The organism is Enterobacter quasiroggenkampii (assembly GCF_043972695.1).
Taxonomy (GTDB): Bacteria; Pseudomonadota; Gammaproteobacteria; order Enterobacterales; family Enterobacteriaceae; genus Enterobacter; species Enterobacter quasiroggenkampii.
Window position 1 is genome coordinate 2,310,399 of sequence record NZ_CP143745.1, and the last position, 15,521, is coordinate 2,325,919.

Here is a 15,521-nt window from a genome sequence, read left to right on the forward strand (position 1 = left end):
GAGAAAGTTGTACATATTAATAGAGGTGCACAGATTTTAAAAATCATACAAATATTTATAATTATTTGATTTATAGAGTTATTTGTTATTTTGATGAAACGATAATTAAGTATGAGTTACAGGTTGGTTCTAAGTCCAGGAATGAGCAGTGGTCTGGCTTAAGAAAACAGGTGTCGTGTCACGCACTGAGAAAAAATGTTCTTCAGCCGTTACGTTTAAACACCCCGGGAAGACCCGTGGACAGCCTTCGCCTCGCTGTACAACCCTTTCGCAAAACACCTGTAATAAAAAATATAAGCTGGCCTGAATAAAGTGTTTTTTGATGTAAATTACGACTTTGTGGTGATCTGAAAAATAAAAATAAGCCGCGCGGGTGAGATATTTAAAATGTTTCAGCGGACATACTCTTCACCGTAACGACGCGTTAACACAATACGAATCGTTTTTACAATTAACACGGTTATACGGTTATGGCGTGATTCAATAACCAGGTCCAGGGTGACAACATGAAATACACATCGTTATTTATGGTGTTTACATTACTGGGTGCGCCTGGATTTGTAACCGCAGCGAATTCAGATTTAGCCAATCCTGAATATAACTTTGCGGTTAACGAATTAAGTCTTTCATCACTCAATCAGGCAGCCATTATTGGTCAACAGGGTGTTTTCAATGACGCTCAGGTTCGCCAGGAGGGTTCAAAACTCTTGTCCATTGTTTCCCAGGACGGAGCAGGTAACAGAGCGAGAGTTGATCAATCAGGGGGTTACAATATTGCCTGGATCGATCAGAGCGGTAACGCGAATGATGCAGGTATTACGCAAGATGGATACGGTAATAGCGCGAAAATTATCCAGAAAGGGTCGGGTAATAGAGCAAATATTACGCAGTACGGTACGCAGAAAACCGCAGTTGTAGTGCAGAAACAGTCGCAAATGGCGATTAACGTTATTCAACATTAGCGCCTTCGCGACGACTTTAATCAATCCGATGGGGGTTTACCATGAAATTTCTCAAAGTGGCAGCGCTTGCAGCAATCGTAGTTTCTGGTAGTGCTATGGCGGGTTCTATTAATCAGGGCGGCTGGGGTCATGGACATGGTCATGGCGGATACAGTGGCCCAAATTCAACCCTGAATATTTATCAGGACGGTGGCGGTAACTCCGCGGTTGCTCTGCAGACAGACGCCAGAAATTCTGTGCTGAATATTACCCAGAAAGGTGGCGGTAACGGCGCTGACGTTGGTCAGGGTTCTGATGACAGTAAAATCAACCTGACCCAGAAAGGATTTGGCAACAGTGCAACACTTGATCAGTGGAACAGTAAAAAATCTGTTATGAACGTTAGCCAGTCCGGCGGCTTTAACGGTGCCCTCGTAGACCAGACTGCTTCTAACTCTACTGTCAACGTTACCCAGATCGGCTTCGGTAACCACGCGACAGCTCATCAGTACTGATACTGAAATCTGTGCTACAAAAAAACAGGGCTGATGCCCTGTTTTTTTTCGGGAGTTCATCATGAATACCTTAATTCTCCTTGCCGCGCTTTCCAGCCAGATAACCTTCAAAACGTCGCAGCAGGAAAATATGACCACCATTATTCCGCAGGTCACTCTGGCGCAGCCGTGTGATTGTCAGGTTCAGATTGTTTCCGTTCGGGAAGGGCAGGGGGGACAAAGTTCGTCCCGACAGCAAAATACCCTTTTTATACCCGCTAATCAGACGATTGATTTAATGCGCCTGAGTTTAAATATTAACGCAGGAGACACGGTAAAAATCGTTGTCACCGTCTCAGATGGAAAATCGCTTCATTTATCACAACAGTGGTCGCCAGCGGGAAGTTCGATCTAAACATTCATGGAATCAATGGCTTGTGAATGTGGCGGGTCTGCACCGTTGAGCTATGCTGATATCAGGGACCAGGTCATTATGTTCCTTAACGTGAGACTTCGTTTGTCATAATGAAGTGCGTTTACCCCTCAAGGACGATTTTCATTGAGGAGTACCTATAATGAACCACTCTTTCGCTCGACTCGTGACGGGTCTGGGCCTGACCGTTTCTGTTTTTAGCCTCCCGGTTTATTCCGCTACCATTGTGAACGGTGGCGTCATTCATTTTCGCGGTGCCATTGTTGCCGACCCCTGTGAAGTTTCGCCGCATCAGAGACAGTTTGCCTTGTCCTGCCCGGATAATAATCGTATGCAAACGCGCATGGTCAGCTATGAAGAGGCGCTTAATGGCCACGTGTCCGATTCGAACCTGGCATCGCTGCGCATGAAATACCTCAACCCTGAAAAAACGCTCGCGGTTGTCGAAATACAGTATCGATAACGCTCTCTCTTCCGCTTTGTGCGGAAGAGGATTTTTTCTGATAGTTTTTTCTCCCGGGCAGCCCTGCGATACACTTAAGAAAAAGGCGGGTTGCAGAGGGGCTTTATGAAACCGCAAATTGAAGTGATTCATGGCGATATTACGACCATGCATGTCGACGTCATCGTCAATGCCGCCAATCCCTCCCTGATGGGGGGAGGCGGTGTGGACGGGGCTATCCACCGGGCTGCCGGACCGCAGCTGCTGGAAGCCTGCAAAACCGTGCGGCAACAGCAGGGTGAGTGTCCTCCCGGTCATGCGGTCATTACGCTTGCGGGGGATCTGCCTGCCAGAGCGGTAATTCACGCCGTAGGGCCTGTCTGGCACGGTGGCGATCGGCATGAGGCGAGTATTCTGGAAGAGGCGTACCGGAACTGTCTGCGGCTGGCTGCCGACAACGGCTATAAAACAATGGCGTTTCCGGCCATCAGTACCGGTGTGTATGGCTATCCTAAGGCGGCTGCCGCGACGATCGCCGTCGAAACCGTTTACCGCTACCTGTCGCTAAAACCGATGCCTGAGAAGGTTATCTTTGTCTGTTTCGACGAAGAAACTACCCACCTTTATCAACGGTTGCTGACCCAGCGCGGGCAGGAACTGGACACCTGAAGAAAGCGCGGCGCACTCAGTGCGCCGCGGTTGTTTATGAGGCTTTTACCTGTGGTTTTCCTGAAAAGAGGAAACGCAGGAGCGGGATCCGCAGATGGATTTCATAGAGCACGATCGCAATCCCCACGACAAACACCAGACCGGTAAAGAACCCCAGCGTGTTGGAGGCGATATGCGGGGTGATATAAGCCCCGAAGAAAAGCGTTAACGGGTGATGCACCAGATAAATAAACAGCGAAGCATTGACGAAGTAGGTCACACGGCTGGACTTAAAGTTCAGCAGGCGGTGGCCGAGCGCGAATACCACGTTCACCATCCACAAACCCAGCAGCATGGTGATCACGCTTTCCGTTTCGTACATCCAGGCGTCGCCGCTGCCGTAGCGCTGATTCAGCAGATAGGCTGCGAACGCGAAGGCCGCACCTATCGCGCACCACGGTGACGGAGTGGTAAACAGTGCTTTCAGCTTCGGATAAATAAACGCCAGCGCGCCGATTAAAAAGAACGGGATGTAGAACAGCGACTGCATCACCACGAAATTAAAGAGCCCGTCGCTTAAAATCGGCGAATAGACGATAAGCAGGGTCCGTCGCACGGCAGCATAAGCGATCCCCAACAGCAAGAAGAGCACTGACAGTTTGCCCATCGTAACGTTGGCGAAAAAGGCGTCGGCTGTCGAACTCAGGTGGTGGCGCAGGCGGCTAAAAATGAACAGACTCACCGTGGTGAGCACCACCAGGACCAGCAGGAACCACAGGTGAGACACCAGCTCCCAGACCAGCGTATTGTACTTTTCATACAGCGACAGATTCGGCCAGTTCTCCGCTTTGCCTTTGACGTACTGCAGCATCATGAACTGAGGCAGCGTCAGCAGCGGAATCGCGGTCAGCATGGGGATCCCCACGCGCTCGACGCGCACCTTCCACCAGCGTTTAAGCGGGTATCGCAGAAACAGCATGTAAGAGAAATAGCCGGAGATGACAAAAAACACCTGCATACGGAAGGCGTGAATAAAGTCATTAAACAGCGTCAGCCACCAGGACGGCATCTGGCTATTCACATGCCAGGTGTGGCTGGAGTAAATCAGTGATATGTGAAAAGGGATCCCCAATAGCATCAGCCATGCCCGGATCGAGTCGAGGAAATATTCACGTTCTGTTGGTGTTGTGCTCATATAACGTTGTGCATTCTCAGACTTTTCGTCTTATCCCTAAGACTCATAATGGTTACATTCGAAAGCAACCCTACACCAAGACCGACACCCTGTCTCCAGGATAAGCACGCAAAGTGAATAATGGGTTCTTTCATTTGCTTAATCCATGAGCCAGCAGCTGAACAAAGCAGTGATAATGTTGTCGGATTGCCTGAGTTTCCATTAAAATGGATCGGATCGATATAAGCACACAAAGGGGGAAGTGCTTACTTATTATGAAACATAAACCACAGATGATGAAAATGCGTTGGTTAGGTGCTGCAGTGGTGTTATCACTGTATACCTCATCGGCACTGGCCTTTAACATCGACGATGTCGCAAAACAGGCAAAATCGATGGCGGGCAAGAGCTACGAAGCGCCGAAAAGTAACTTGCCCTCCGTTTTCCGCGATATGAAATATGCGGACTATCAGCAGATCCAGTTCAATCACGACAAAGCCTACTGGAGCAACATCAAGACCCCGTTCAAGCTTGAGTTTTATCATCAGGGTATGTATTTCGACACGCCTGTTGCCATCAATGAAGTGACGGCCACAGCGGTACGTAAGATTAAATACAGCCCGGATTACTTCAATTTTGGCAATGTGCAACACGACAAAGATACGGTGAAAGACCTGGGCTTCGCTGGCTTTAAGGTGCTTTACCCGATCAACAGCAAAGATAAAAACGACGAAATCGTCAGCATGCTTGGTGCCAGCTATTTCCGCGTGATTGGCGCGGGGCAGGTATACGGGCTTTCTGCGCGCGGACTGGCTATTGATACCGCGCTGCCATCAGGTGAAGAATTCCCACGTTTCCGTGAGTTCTGGATTGAACGTCCAAAACCAACGGACAAACGTCTGACTATCTATGCGCTGCTGGATTCTCCGCGTGCGACCGGTGCCTATCGCTTTGTGATCATGCCGGGTCGTGACACGGTGGTTGACGTGCAGTCTAAGGTTTACCTGCGTGATAAAGTGGGCAAACTGGGCGTTGCGCCGCTGACCAGTATGTTCCTGTTTGGGCCGAACCAGCCGTCACCAGCAACCAACTTCCGCCCGGAACTGCATGACTCCAACGGTCTGTCTATTCACGCCGGTAACGGAGAGTGGATCTGGCGTCCGCTGAACAACCCGAAACATCTGGCGGTGAGCAGCTTCGCAATGGAAAACCCACAAGGTTTTGGCCTGCTGCAGCGTGGTCGTCAGTTCTCCCGCTTTGAAGATCTGGACGACCGCTATGACCAGCGCCCAAGCGCCTGGGTCACGCCAAACGGTGACTGGGGTAAAGGTAAGATCGAGCTGGTAGAAATTCCAACCAACGACGAAACCAACGATAACATCGTCGCTTACTGGACGCCGGATCAGTTGCCGGAAGCCGGTAAAGAGATGAACTTCAAGTACACCATCACCTTCAGCCGCGACGAAGATAAGCTGCATGCGCCGGATAACGCGTATGTGATGCAGACTCGCCGCTCAACGGGTGATGTGAAGCAGTCTAATCTTATCCGTCAGCCTGACGGTACCGTGGCCTTTGTCGTGGACTTCACAGGCCAGGATATGAAGAAACTGTCACCGGACACTGCCGTTGCCGCTCAGGCCAGCATCGGTGAGAACGGTGAAATCGTTGAGAATACCGTGCGTTACAACCCGGTAACAAAAGGCTGGCGTCTGACCCTGCGCGTGAAAGTGAAAGATCCGAAACAGACCACTGAAATGCGTGCAGCGCTGGTCAGTAACGATCAGCCGCTGAGTGAAACCTGGAGCTATCAGCTACCTGCCAATGAATAATACATCTGAATATATTGATGCTATGCCGCTGACGGATATCGAAAAAGCGGCACTGCCTAAGAGCGACATCCGCGCGGTTCACACCGCGCTGGATGGTGAACATCGTCAGTTTTCCCGTGATGATGATACGCCGCTGGGGTCAGTAAAGGCACGTCTGGAGCAGGCCTGGCCGGACTCGCTGGCAGAAGGGCAGTTGATTAAAGACGACGAAGGGCGCGATCAGCTTCAGGCGATGCCGAAGGCCACGCGTTCCTCAATGTTTCCCGATCCATGGCGCACCAACCCGGTGGGCCGCTTCTGGGATCGCCTGCGCGGGCGTGATGTGACGCCCCGCTATCTGTCACGCCTGACGAAAGAAGAGCAGGCTTCCGAACAGAAATGGCGTACCGTGGGGACCATCCGTCGCTACATCCTGCTGCTGCTGACGCTGGCGCAGACGGTCGTCGCGACCTGGTATATGAAAACCATCCTGCCTTATCAGGGCTGGGCGTTTATCAACCCGACGGACATGATGGGCCAGGATCTCTGGGTCTCCTTCATGCAGCTGCTGCCGTACATCCTGCAGAGCGGCATCCTTCTGCTGTTCGCGGTTCTCTTCTGCTGGGTCTCGGCTGGTTTCTGGACCGCGCTGATGGGCTTCCTGCAGCTGCTGATGGGGCGTGACAAATACAGCATTTCGGCGTCAACGGTCGGGGATGAACCCCTCAATCCTGAGCACCGTACCGCGCTGATTATGCCTATCTGTAACGAAGACGTTGACCGCGTGTTTGCGGGTCTGCGTGCCACCTGGGAGTCCGTAAAGGCGACTGGCAACGCGGAGCATTTCGACGTTTACATCCTGAGCGACAGTTACAACCCGGATATCTGCGTGGCGGAACAAAAAGCGTGGATGGAGCTGATTGCGGAAGTGCAGGGCGAAGGGCAGATCTTCTACCGTCGTCGCCGCCGTCGTGTGAAGCGTAAAAGCGGTAACATCGATGACTTCTGCCGTCGCTGGGGTAATCAGTACAGCTATATGGTCGTGCTGGATGCGGACTCCGTCATGAGCGGTGACTGCCTGAGCGGTCTGGTGCGTCTGATGGAAGCCAATCCGAACGCGGGTATCATTCAGTCTTCGCCAAAAGCCTCCGGTATGGACACCCTCTATGCGCGCTGCCAGCAGTTCGCCACCCGTGTTTACGGGCCGCTGTTTACGGCGGGTCTGCACTTCTGGCAGCTGGGTGAATCGCACTACTGGGGTCACAACGCCATTATCCGCGTGAAGCCGTTCATTGAACACTGTGCGCTGGCGCCGCTGCCGGGCGAGGGTTCGTTTGCCGGTTCTATTCTGTCGCATGACTTCGTGGAAGCGGCGCTGATGCGTCGTGCTGGCTGGGGCGTCTGGATTGCCTACGACCTGCCGGGATCGTACGAAGAGCTGCCGCCGAACCTGCTGGACGAACTCAAGCGTGACCGCCGCTGGTGTCACGGTAACCTGATGAACTTCCGCCTGTTCCTGGTGAAAGGGATGCACCCGGTTCACCGTGCAGTGTTCCTGACGGGCGTGATGTCTTATCTCTCCGCACCGCTGTGGTTTATGTTCCTTGCGCTCTCTACTGCGCTGCAGGTCGTGCATGCCCTGACGGAGCCGCAATACTTCCTGCAACCGCGGCAGCTGTTCCCGGTGTGGCCACAGTGGCGCCCTGAACTGGCGATTGCGCTGTTTGCCTCCACCATGGTGCTGCTGTTCCTGCCTAAGCTGCTCAGCATCATCCTGATCTGGTGCAAAGGCTCGAAAGAGTACGGCGGTTTCTTCCGCGTGACCCTTTCACTGCTGCTGGAAGTGCTGTTCTCCGTGCTGCTGGCACCGGTGCGTATGCTGTTCCACACCGTGTTCGTGGTCAGTGCGTTCCTGGGCTGGGAAGTGGTCTGGAACTCACCGCAGCGTGATGACGACTCCACGCCGTGGAGCGAAGCCTTTATGCGCCACGGTTCTCAGCTGCTGCTGGGTCTGGTGTGGGCGGCCGGGATGGCGTGGCTGGATCTGCGCTTCCTGTTCTGGCTGGCGCCGATTGTCTTCTCGCTGATCCTGTCGCCGTTTGTCTCCGTGATCTCCAGCCGTTCGACGGTGGGGCTGCGGACCAAACGCTGGAAGCTGTTCCTGATCCCGGAAGAGTATTCCCCGCCGCAGGTGCTGGTGGACACCGATCGTTATCTCGAGCAGAACCGCAATCGCACGCTGGATGACGGCTTTATGCACGCGGTGTTTAACCCGTCATTTAACGCACTGGCAACGGCGATGGCCACCGCGCGCCACCGTGCCAGCCAGGTGCTGGAGATTGCCCGCGATCGTCACGTTGAGCAGGCGCTGAACGAGACCCCGGAAAAACTCAACCGTGACCGTCGTCTGGTCCTGTTGAGCGACCCGGTCACGATGGCGCGTCTTCACTACCGCGTGTGGTCCGCTCCGGAGAGATACTCTTCGTGGGTAAACTACTATAAAGAACTGAAGCTGAACCCGCTGGCGTTGAAGGCGAAGTAAGTGGTTAAGTAGAGCGGGTAAGCGAAGCGCCACCCGCCAGATAAAATACCGGCTTAATCGCCGGTATTTTTTTAGAGGTTACTCATGAGAATAATCATCGTCGTTCTGATGGCATGCCTGCTCAGCGGCTGCGGCAGCATCATCAGCCGCACCATTCCAGGGCAAGGCCACGGGAATCAGTATTACCCTGGCGTGAAATGGGATCTCCGTGACTCCGCATGGCGCTACCTCACCGTGCTGGATCTGCCATTCTCGCTAATTTTCGACACGCTGCTGCTGCCGATCGATGCCAGCCACGGCCCTTACGAGTAGCGTAAATTAACGCTCGTCCCACTCATCGGCTGCGGTTTGACCTTCTTCCGTATCGAGCGGTGGCTCGAGCTGAAATTCGCCCTCATCCCACTCGTGCAGGGTGTTCTCTTCCAGCCATTCCTGCCGCAGTTCGATTTCATCATAGTCACCGTCAAAGACGGCCTGCGCACCTTCACCGCTCAGGACCGGCAGACATTCCCCTTCTTCACCCTCATCGGCAAAGAATTCGGCCTGCCACATAATATCCCCATCCTGCAGAACGTATTTTTGGATATTAAGTTGTTGCACGTCAGCATCTTCTTCTTCAACGCCGGGGTTATCGGCGAGGAACTCTTCACGAGCGGCATCAATAGCTTCTTCCAGCGTGGCGTACATGGTCATTGGTGTCTCCCTGTTTTCCAGAAGGTTTCAGGGAAAGAATAGCTGAATATCTGATTCTGCAAGTATGAATACGAAAATAAGCTTCAGGCGTTCGTCTTATTCCGCCACCGGCCGTAACGCGCGGGATAAACTGAACCACGAATAGATCGCATTAAACAGCACTACGCCTGCCGTCACGATAAAGACGGCGCGAAAACCAAAGCTGGCGGAAATGCCAGCCCCGAGGAGCGGCCCGGTGACGTTACCGATGTCGCGAAATGACTGGTTATAGCTGAAAATACGCCCGGCAATCTGGTTTGTGGAGTTGTAGACCAGCAGGGTCTGAACGGCGGGCAGTAACGCGCCGTCGGCAGCGCCCAGTAAAAAGCGCAGAACACCAAGCTGCCAGGGCGAGTGCACCATCGACATGGGGATCAGCAGCAGGACAGAGATCACCAGCGCACAGATCAGAATTTTTTCCGGGCCGACGCGGTCTCCCAGTTTCCCCAGCCTCGGAGCGCTGAGCAATGCCGCCACGCCGGGCACGGAGGCGATCAGCCCGCTAATAAATGCAATATTGCTGACGTTGCCCGCCAGATCGCGAACGTACAGCGTGAGGATAGGAGCAATCGATCCGGTTGCAACCTGAATAATCAGGGTCGTCACGAACAGACTCAGCACCAGTCTGGGATTTTTGAGCGAAGTCAGCACCTCCCTGGCGTGGAGCATCTCTTTCTTCGCAACGGGCGTGAAGTTTTCCCGAATACAGAGCAGGGTGACGATAAAGCACAGGAACAGCACGCTGGCGGTGATGAAGAACACCGGGCGCAGGCCATAGCTGTCGGCCAGGAGTCCGCCGGCCAGTGGCCCCAGCAGGGCACCGCTCACGCCGCCGGTTGAGAGCGTGCCCAGCGCCCAGCCGCTCTTATGGCGAGGAATTTGTGTGGCAATCAGGGCGTTGGCATTGGGAATAAAGCCTCCCAGCAAGCCCAGCAGCGCGCGTAAAATCAGGAACTGCCAGACGTTTTGCGCCACGCCCATCAGCGCCATGATGATGGCCATCCCCAGCGCCGAGCGGAGCAGCATGATTTTTCGCCCCTTGCGGTCGGCAAGGCCACCCCAGAAGGGCGAGGCCATCGCGGAAAACAGGAACGTGATGCTGAATACCAGGCCGGACCACATATTGAGCGCGCTGTGGCCCGTCACGCCCAGCTGTTCGACGTAAAGCGGCAGGAAAGGCATGACCAGGCTAAACGCTGCACCGGTGAGAAAACAGCCAAGCCACGCAACCGTGAGGTTACGCTTCCAGTTTATGGGGGCATCTGAGGGTGACATAACAATCCGCATAATGAGGTGCTTAGCACCTGAAGCATGAAGTAATAAGCCTGCTAATTATGCGCCTGGGTTATGATTGCCGCAATGAGGGGGAGCTTTTAAAGCTAAAACAGCATGCGGCCCTGAGGGCCGCACGTTGAAAATCAATAGCGGGACGGCGTGCCTTTTGGCCGGGTTTTAAAGCGACGGTGCAGCCACATATACTGCTCCGGGGCGAGCATGATGCACTTCTCCACCACGCTGTTCATCCAGCGTGCGGTGGTTTCTGCATCGTCAAGCGGCGGTGCGAGTTCCGGCTCCAGCATCATCAGCTCGTAGCCTGAACCGTCCGGCTTACGGCGGGGAACAAAAGGCACGATGGCGGCTTTGGACATCCGCGCCAGCATCCAGGTACCGGTGGTTGTCGCGGCCTCTTCAACGGCGAAGAAGGGGACAAAAACGCTGGCCTGTGGGCCATAGTCGTGGTCGGGGGCATACCAGACCACTTCACCGGATTTCAGCGCGCGGATCATTCCCTTCAGATCTTTACGGTCGATCATGCTTTTGTTAGAGCGCATGCGGCCGTTGGTCTGGATTAAATCGATGACCGGGTTATCGTTAGGGCGATAAACGCCAATGCCGGGCGCCTGCATGCCGAACATACGCGCCCCGATTTCCAGCGTCAGAAAATGGACGCCGATCAGCAGAACGCCCGTCTGGTTGGCCTGAAGCGTATGTACCGGATCCATGCCGGTTCCCGTCACCTCACTCCAGCGAGCCATGCGTTTGTCCGGCCAGAACCACGCCATGCCGGTTTCCATAAGCCCCATCCCGACGGATTCAAAATTCTTCGCGACCATGTCGTGACGCTCTGATTCGCTCATCTGCGGAAAACACAGCTCAAGGTTGCGGTACGCGATTCTGGCGCGACGCTTCATAAACAGCTGTGCGAAACGGCCCAGAAATTTACCCAACCGAAAAATAACAGGGTAGGGAAGCTGTACCAGAAGCCATAAAAAGCCGATGCCAAGCCAGGTCAACCAATAACGGGGATGCAAAAGGGCGGCAGTAAATGTTGGTAACTGGGTCATGTCTTTCCTGTGTTCAAACGTCCTGTTTCGCTAGTGTCTCATTTTTTGAGGCGTAGCCAAAATATCTGCTTTCGAAGCGTGCACGAATACAGCAATTGTTAAGCCTGATTAATCAGGGTGTGTGAAATGTAGCGTAAATTGTGTGGATGTAAATTGGTTTTGTTTGCTATATGATGCCGACCGAATTTTCATTCTCTCTAACGATTCCAGGACTGTACACCATGCCAGTGTTACACAACCGCGTGTCGAATGAGATGTTAAAAGCGCGTATGTTGGCTGAAACCGAACCGCGCACCACCATCTCATTCTATAAATACTTCACGATCGACGATCCGCAGGCGACCCGCGATGCGCTTTATCAGGCGTTCACAGCGCTGAACGTTTTCGGCCGAGTCTACCTTGCCCGTGAAGGTATTAACGCGCAGATTAGCGTACCGGAAAGCAAAGTCAGCGCCTTCCGTGACGTACTTTATCAGTTTGACCCGGCCCTTAACGGCTTACGCCTGAACATTGCCCTGGATGATGACGGGAAATCCTTCTGGGTGCTGCGCATGAAGGTGCGTGAACGCATCGTGGCGGACGGTATCGACGATCCTGAGTTTAACCCGGCGGACGTCGGTGAATACCTGAAGGCGGCGGAAGTGAATGCGATGCTGGACGATCCGGATGCCGTGTTTATTGATATGCGTAACCACTATGAGTATGAGGTGGGGCATTTCGAGAACGCGATGGAAATCCCGGCCGATACCTTCCGCGAGCAGCTGCCGAAAGCGGTTGAGATGATGCAGGAGCATAAAGATAAAAAGATCGTTATGTACTGCACCGGCGGTATCCGCTGTGAGAAAGCCAGCGCGTGGATGAAGCACAACGGCTTTAATAAGGTCTGGCACATTGAAGGCGGCATTATCGAGTACGCTCGCCGCGCCCGTGAGCAGGGGCTGCCAGTACGCTTTATCGGGAAAAACTTTGTCTTTGACGAGCGTATGGGCGAACGTATTTCGGACGACGTCATTGCCCAGTGCCACCAGTGCGGCGCGCCGTGCGATACCCACACCAACTGCAAAAATGACGGTTGCCATCTGCTGTTCATTCAGTGCCCGGCCTGTGCCGAGAAGTTTAACGGTTGCTGTAGCGAGCTGTGCAGCGAAGAGAGCATCCTGCCGGAAGAAGAGCAGCGTCGCCGTCGCGCAGGACGTGAAAACGGCAACAAGATTTTCAATAAATCACGCGGTCGTCTGAATACCAAACTGGGTATCCCTGACCCGGAATGATAATAACGCCCGGCACGGTGAAAGTCTGCCGGGCGACATTATTACGATTTCTGCTGTACACCTTCAACGGAAATAATCAGCTCCACGTCCTGAGACGCCGGGCCTAAATCCGTTGTGATATTAAAATCTTTCAGGTGAATTTTCCCTGCCGCTTCAAAACCTGCGCGTTTACCTCCCCACGGGTCATCACCCTGACCCAGTAATTTCGCATCAAGCGTGACCGGTTTGGTTACGCCGTTAAGCGTCAGGTTGCCGGTAATATTCAGCTTATCGCCGTCTTTCTTCACCTCAGTAGAAGTGAAGGTCGCCTGCGGGAATTTCGCGACGTTGAGGAACTCCCCACTGCGCAGGTGTTTATCGCGCTCTGCGTGGTTTGTGTCGACGCTGTTCGTATTAATCGTCACATTGACTTTATCGGCCGCAGGATTTTTTTCGTCAAAGGTGAACGTGCCGTCAAAATCCTTAAAGGTACCGTACAGCCAGCTATATCCCAGGTGCTGAATACGGAAATTGACGAAAGCGTGCTGGCCCTCTTTATCAATTTTATAATCCGCCGCCACGGCGGAACCGGCGGTGAATAACAGAGAACCCAGTGCGATACCCAGCAGGTGTTTTTTCATTTTATGCTCCAGAGTCAACTGACGAGCGGCCAAGCATGCGCTTTAGCGTATCGTCTTTATCAATAAAATGGTGTTTGAGGGCGGCAAACCCGTGAAGTACGGACAGGATCACCACGCTCCAGGCAAGCCAGAGGTGAATGACCCCCGCCGTGTCGGCCTGCGCCCCGGCATCGCTCAGTGTTGCCGGAACGTCGAACAGGCCGAAGACGTTAATCGGCTTACCGTCAGCCGTCGAAATGAGATAGCCGCTAATCAGGATGCCAAACAGCAATGCATAGAGGGCAATATGCGCGGCGACGGCACTGAGGCGGGTAAATTTACTGTGGGTCTTTGGCGCAGCGGGCGGCGGAGAAATATGTCGCCAGATCACGCGGAAAACCAGCCCCAGCATCAGCAGGACACCAATGCTTTTATGCAACTCCGGCGCCTGGTGATACCAGCCATCGTAATAGCTGAGCGTGACCATCCAGAGTCCAAGTCCAAACATACCGTAGACGGCAAGAGCAAATATCCAGTGCAAACCTATGGATATTATTCCGTAGCGCCGGGAGGAGTTACGCAATTGCATCAGAATGTCCATTTTCAAATTAACCGGAAAGTAAAAATGAACGGGAAGGCGGGATATTGCAACTGAAATAATTGTCTATTGATTTTTATTTTATTTATTTCAGCAATTTTGAAAAGGATCGCTAGCGCTAATTCAATCTCTTCGTGCAAGCGAAATGGTGAGTTTCAATAAAGATAAATTAACGTCAATTATTGTCAGTAAGGCTTTTCAGTAAAATACAATGTAAACAAAATCAATAATGGCCAACAGCGCCCACAATAAGAGATAGAGCATAAAATGCTCGCGAATATTATTCATCAGAAAGTTAACGATCCTGCGCATAACGCCCCGTAATGCAGTGTGAATGAAACGGGCCCCGGGACGTCCGGTGCCCGTGGCGAATTATCCGTTAAAACGCGAGAGGGAGAAGGGCGTCAGATCAAACTGCTGTGCAATACCCTGGGCAAACTGCGCGGCGATTTCACCCAGCACGGAAGCAAACTTAAAGCCGTGGCCGCTCAGTCCGGTGATGAGCAGCGTGTTGTCATGCCCCGGCAGCGTATCAATGATAAAGTCTTCATCCGGCGTGTTGTCGTAGGTACAGGCCGCGCCATACAGCAAGCCGCCGACGCCCGGAAGAATAGTGCGCAGGAACGAGAAGGCTTCCGAACCATCCTGAGGAAAGGCGCCGAAAGGCTTACGCTCTTCAGGGGAGGTGATAGCCTGGCCCCCGTTGTGTTTACCGATTTTCAGCGCGTCTTTTTCTGACGGGAAGCCGTAGAACTGGTCGCCGTTGGGTAATTCGCCGGTGAAGGCCGGGAATTTATTCTGGACGCTGTAACGACCATCCGACTGGAACCAGGAGAAGACCTTGCGCACCGGCTGGATCGGCAGATCGGGCAGCAGGCGGGTAACCCAGGTTCCCGCGCTGACCAGCAGGCGATCCGCGGAATATTCACCGTCAAGGGTCGTTACCGTGACGCCATTATCGTCATGGGTGATGGCGTCCACCGGACAGTTGAACAGCTGCGCGCAGCCTGCCTTCTCGGCAAGCTCGATCCAGGTCTTGATCGCCGTTTCACAATGCAGCACACCAGAGTGGGCTTCAAAGAGGCCGATATAATCGTCCGGGACGCTAATTTCGGGCCAGCGCGCGCTAATGCCCGTCGCGTCCAGTTTCTCAACGTCCAGATTAAACGCTTTCGCGCTGCGTTCGACGCCGGCGAGAAATGCAGAATGGGCCGGGCCCAGGTTGATAACGCCGGTACGTTCGAAAATGCGGTCTTCAGTCTGTTTCGCCAGTTCGTCCCACAGCGTCTGGGCGCGAAGCACCAGCGGAACATAGCGCTCGCCTTCGCCATACGCATGGCGGATGAGGCGGGTATCGCCATGATGGCTGCCCTCCGCATGAGGCGGAAGATGGCTATCGATCATCAGGACCTTCAGGCCCGCCTGCGTCGCGTAATAACCGGCGGCAGAACCCACAGATCCGCTGCCAATAATGATTAAGTCGTATCTCATATG

17 protein-coding genes are annotated in these 15,521 nt (G+C 53.5%); 9 read left to right on the forward strand and 8 right to left on the reverse strand.

Annotation, left to right across the window (positions count from 1 at the left end):
- Nucleotides 1–506 precede the first annotated feature (506 nt).
- The 5 genes from csgB (at nt 507) to ymdB (ending at nt 2,979) form a co-directional block, all read left to right on the forward strand.
- Entirely contained in the window at nt 507–962 is a 456-nt protein-coding gene (csgB, locus tag V1572_RS10990; protein WP_048027369.1) for a curli minor subunit CsgB, read from the forward strand.
- Between the two features lie 41 nt (nt 963–1,003).
- Nucleotides 1,004–1,456 carry a curli major subunit CsgA gene (csgA, locus tag V1572_RS10995; protein WP_008500842.1) on the forward strand — a complete coding sequence of 151 codons (453 nt, stop codon included), beginning with the start codon at nt 1,004–1,006 and terminating at the stop codon, nt 1,454–1,456.
- A gap of 61 nt (nt 1,457–1,517) precedes the next feature.
- A complete protein-coding gene (gene csgC / locus V1572_RS11000) occupies nt 1,518–1,850 on the forward strand; it encodes a curli assembly chaperone CsgC (RefSeq protein ID WP_104948888.1) in 333 nt (110 codons plus the stop codon).
- A 160-nt stretch (nt 1,851–2,010) separates the two neighbouring features.
- Nucleotides 2,011–2,331: a type 1 fimbrial protein gene (locus V1572_RS11005; protein WP_325841551.1), complete on the forward strand. Its 321-nt coding sequence runs from the start codon at nt 2,011–2,013 to the stop codon at nt 2,329–2,331.
- Between the two features lie 105 nt (nt 2,332–2,436).
- On the forward strand, nt 2,437–2,979 hold the full coding sequence (gene ymdB, locus V1572_RS11010) for an O-acetyl-ADP-ribose deacetylase (protein ID WP_045908290.1): 543 nt from the start codon (nt 2,437–2,439) through the stop codon (nt 2,977–2,979).
- A gap of 34 nt (nt 2,980–3,013) precedes the next feature.
- Here ymdB and mdoC read toward each other — a convergent pair whose 3' ends face one another.
- On the reverse strand, nt 3,014–4,153 hold the full coding sequence (gene mdoC / locus V1572_RS11015; RefSeq protein WP_395299963.1) for a glucans biosynthesis protein MdoC: 1,140 nt from the start codon (nt 4,151–4,153) through the stop codon (nt 3,014–3,016).
- 254 nt (nt 4,154–4,407) lie between these two features.
- On the opposite strand from mdoC, the gene mdoG reads away from it, so the two are divergent.
- The 3 genes from mdoG (at nt 4,408) to V1572_RS11030 (ending at nt 8,794) form a co-directional block, all read left to right on the forward strand.
- Complete coding sequence (mdoG, locus tag V1572_RS11020) at nt 4,408–5,961, forward strand: glucans biosynthesis protein MdoG (protein WP_395299964.1); 1,554 nt, start codon at nt 4,408–4,410, stop codon at nt 5,959–5,961.
- Nucleotides 5,954–8,482 (forward strand): glucans biosynthesis glucosyltransferase MdoH, encoded by a 2,529-nt coding sequence (mdoH, locus tag V1572_RS11025; protein WP_045908288.1) that lies wholly within the window; start codon nt 5,954–5,956, stop codon nt 8,480–8,482. The genes mdoG and mdoH overlap by 8 nt, the downstream gene beginning before the upstream one ends.
- An 84-nt stretch (nt 8,483–8,566) precedes the next feature.
- On the forward strand, nt 8,567–8,794 hold the full coding sequence (locus V1572_RS11030) for a YceK/YidQ family lipoprotein (protein ID WP_008500835.1): 228 nt from the start codon (nt 8,567–8,569) through the stop codon (nt 8,792–8,794).
- A 6-nt stretch (nt 8,795–8,800) separates the two neighbouring features.
- Here the strand turns inward: V1572_RS11030 and V1572_RS11035 are convergent, their stop codons facing one another.
- The 3 genes from V1572_RS11035 to V1572_RS11045 form a co-directional block, all read right to left on the reverse strand.
- Nucleotides 8,801–9,175 (reverse strand): MysB family protein, encoded by a 375-nt coding sequence (locus V1572_RS11035; RefSeq protein WP_008500834.1) that lies wholly within the window; start codon nt 9,173–9,175, stop codon nt 8,801–8,803.
- A 96-nt stretch (nt 9,176–9,271) separates the two neighbouring features.
- Complete coding sequence (gene mdtG / locus V1572_RS11040) at nt 9,272–10,489, reverse strand: multidrug efflux MFS transporter MdtG (protein WP_048222502.1); 1,218 nt, start codon at nt 10,487–10,489, stop codon at nt 9,272–9,274.
- A gap of 143 nt (nt 10,490–10,632) precedes the next feature.
- Nucleotides 10,633–11,559, reverse strand: a complete 927-nt coding sequence (locus V1572_RS11045; protein WP_045910183.1) for a Kdo(2)-lipid IV(A) acyltransferase — start codon at nt 11,557–11,559, stop codon at nt 10,633–10,635.
- Nucleotides 11,560–11,780: 221 nt separating this feature from the next.
- Here V1572_RS11045 and V1572_RS11050 point away from each other — a divergent pair, with 221 nt between their 5' ends.
- Nucleotides 11,781–12,830, forward strand: a complete 1,050-nt coding sequence (locus V1572_RS11050; protein WP_008500831.1) for a rhodanese-related sulfurtransferase — start codon at nt 11,781–11,783, stop codon at nt 12,828–12,830.
- 41 nt (nt 12,831–12,871) lie between these two features.
- Here the strand turns inward: V1572_RS11050 and V1572_RS11055 are convergent, their stop codons facing one another.
- From V1572_RS11055 to solA, 4 genes are all read right to left on the reverse strand, one after another.
- Complete coding sequence (locus V1572_RS11055) at nt 12,872–13,450, reverse strand: YceI family protein (RefSeq protein ID WP_045401851.1); 579 nt, start codon at nt 13,448–13,450, stop codon at nt 12,872–12,874.
- Between the two features lies 1 nt (nt 13,451).
- Nucleotides 13,452–14,018: a cytochrome b gene (locus V1572_RS11060; RefSeq protein ID WP_048224381.1), complete on the reverse strand. Its 567-nt coding sequence runs from the start codon at nt 14,016–14,018 to the stop codon at nt 13,452–13,454.
- Nucleotides 14,019–14,225: 207 nt separating this feature from the next.
- Nucleotides 14,226–14,339 (reverse strand): DUF2770 family protein, encoded by a 114-nt coding sequence (locus tag V1572_RS11065; RefSeq protein ID WP_048339068.1) that lies wholly within the window; start codon nt 14,337–14,339, stop codon nt 14,226–14,228.
- Between the two features lie 60 nt (nt 14,340–14,399).
- Entirely contained in the window at nt 14,400–15,518 is a 1,119-nt protein-coding gene (solA, locus tag V1572_RS11070; protein ID WP_395299965.1) for an N-methyl-L-tryptophan oxidase, read from the reverse strand.
- Between the last annotated feature and the right edge of the window lie 3 nt (nt 15,519–15,521).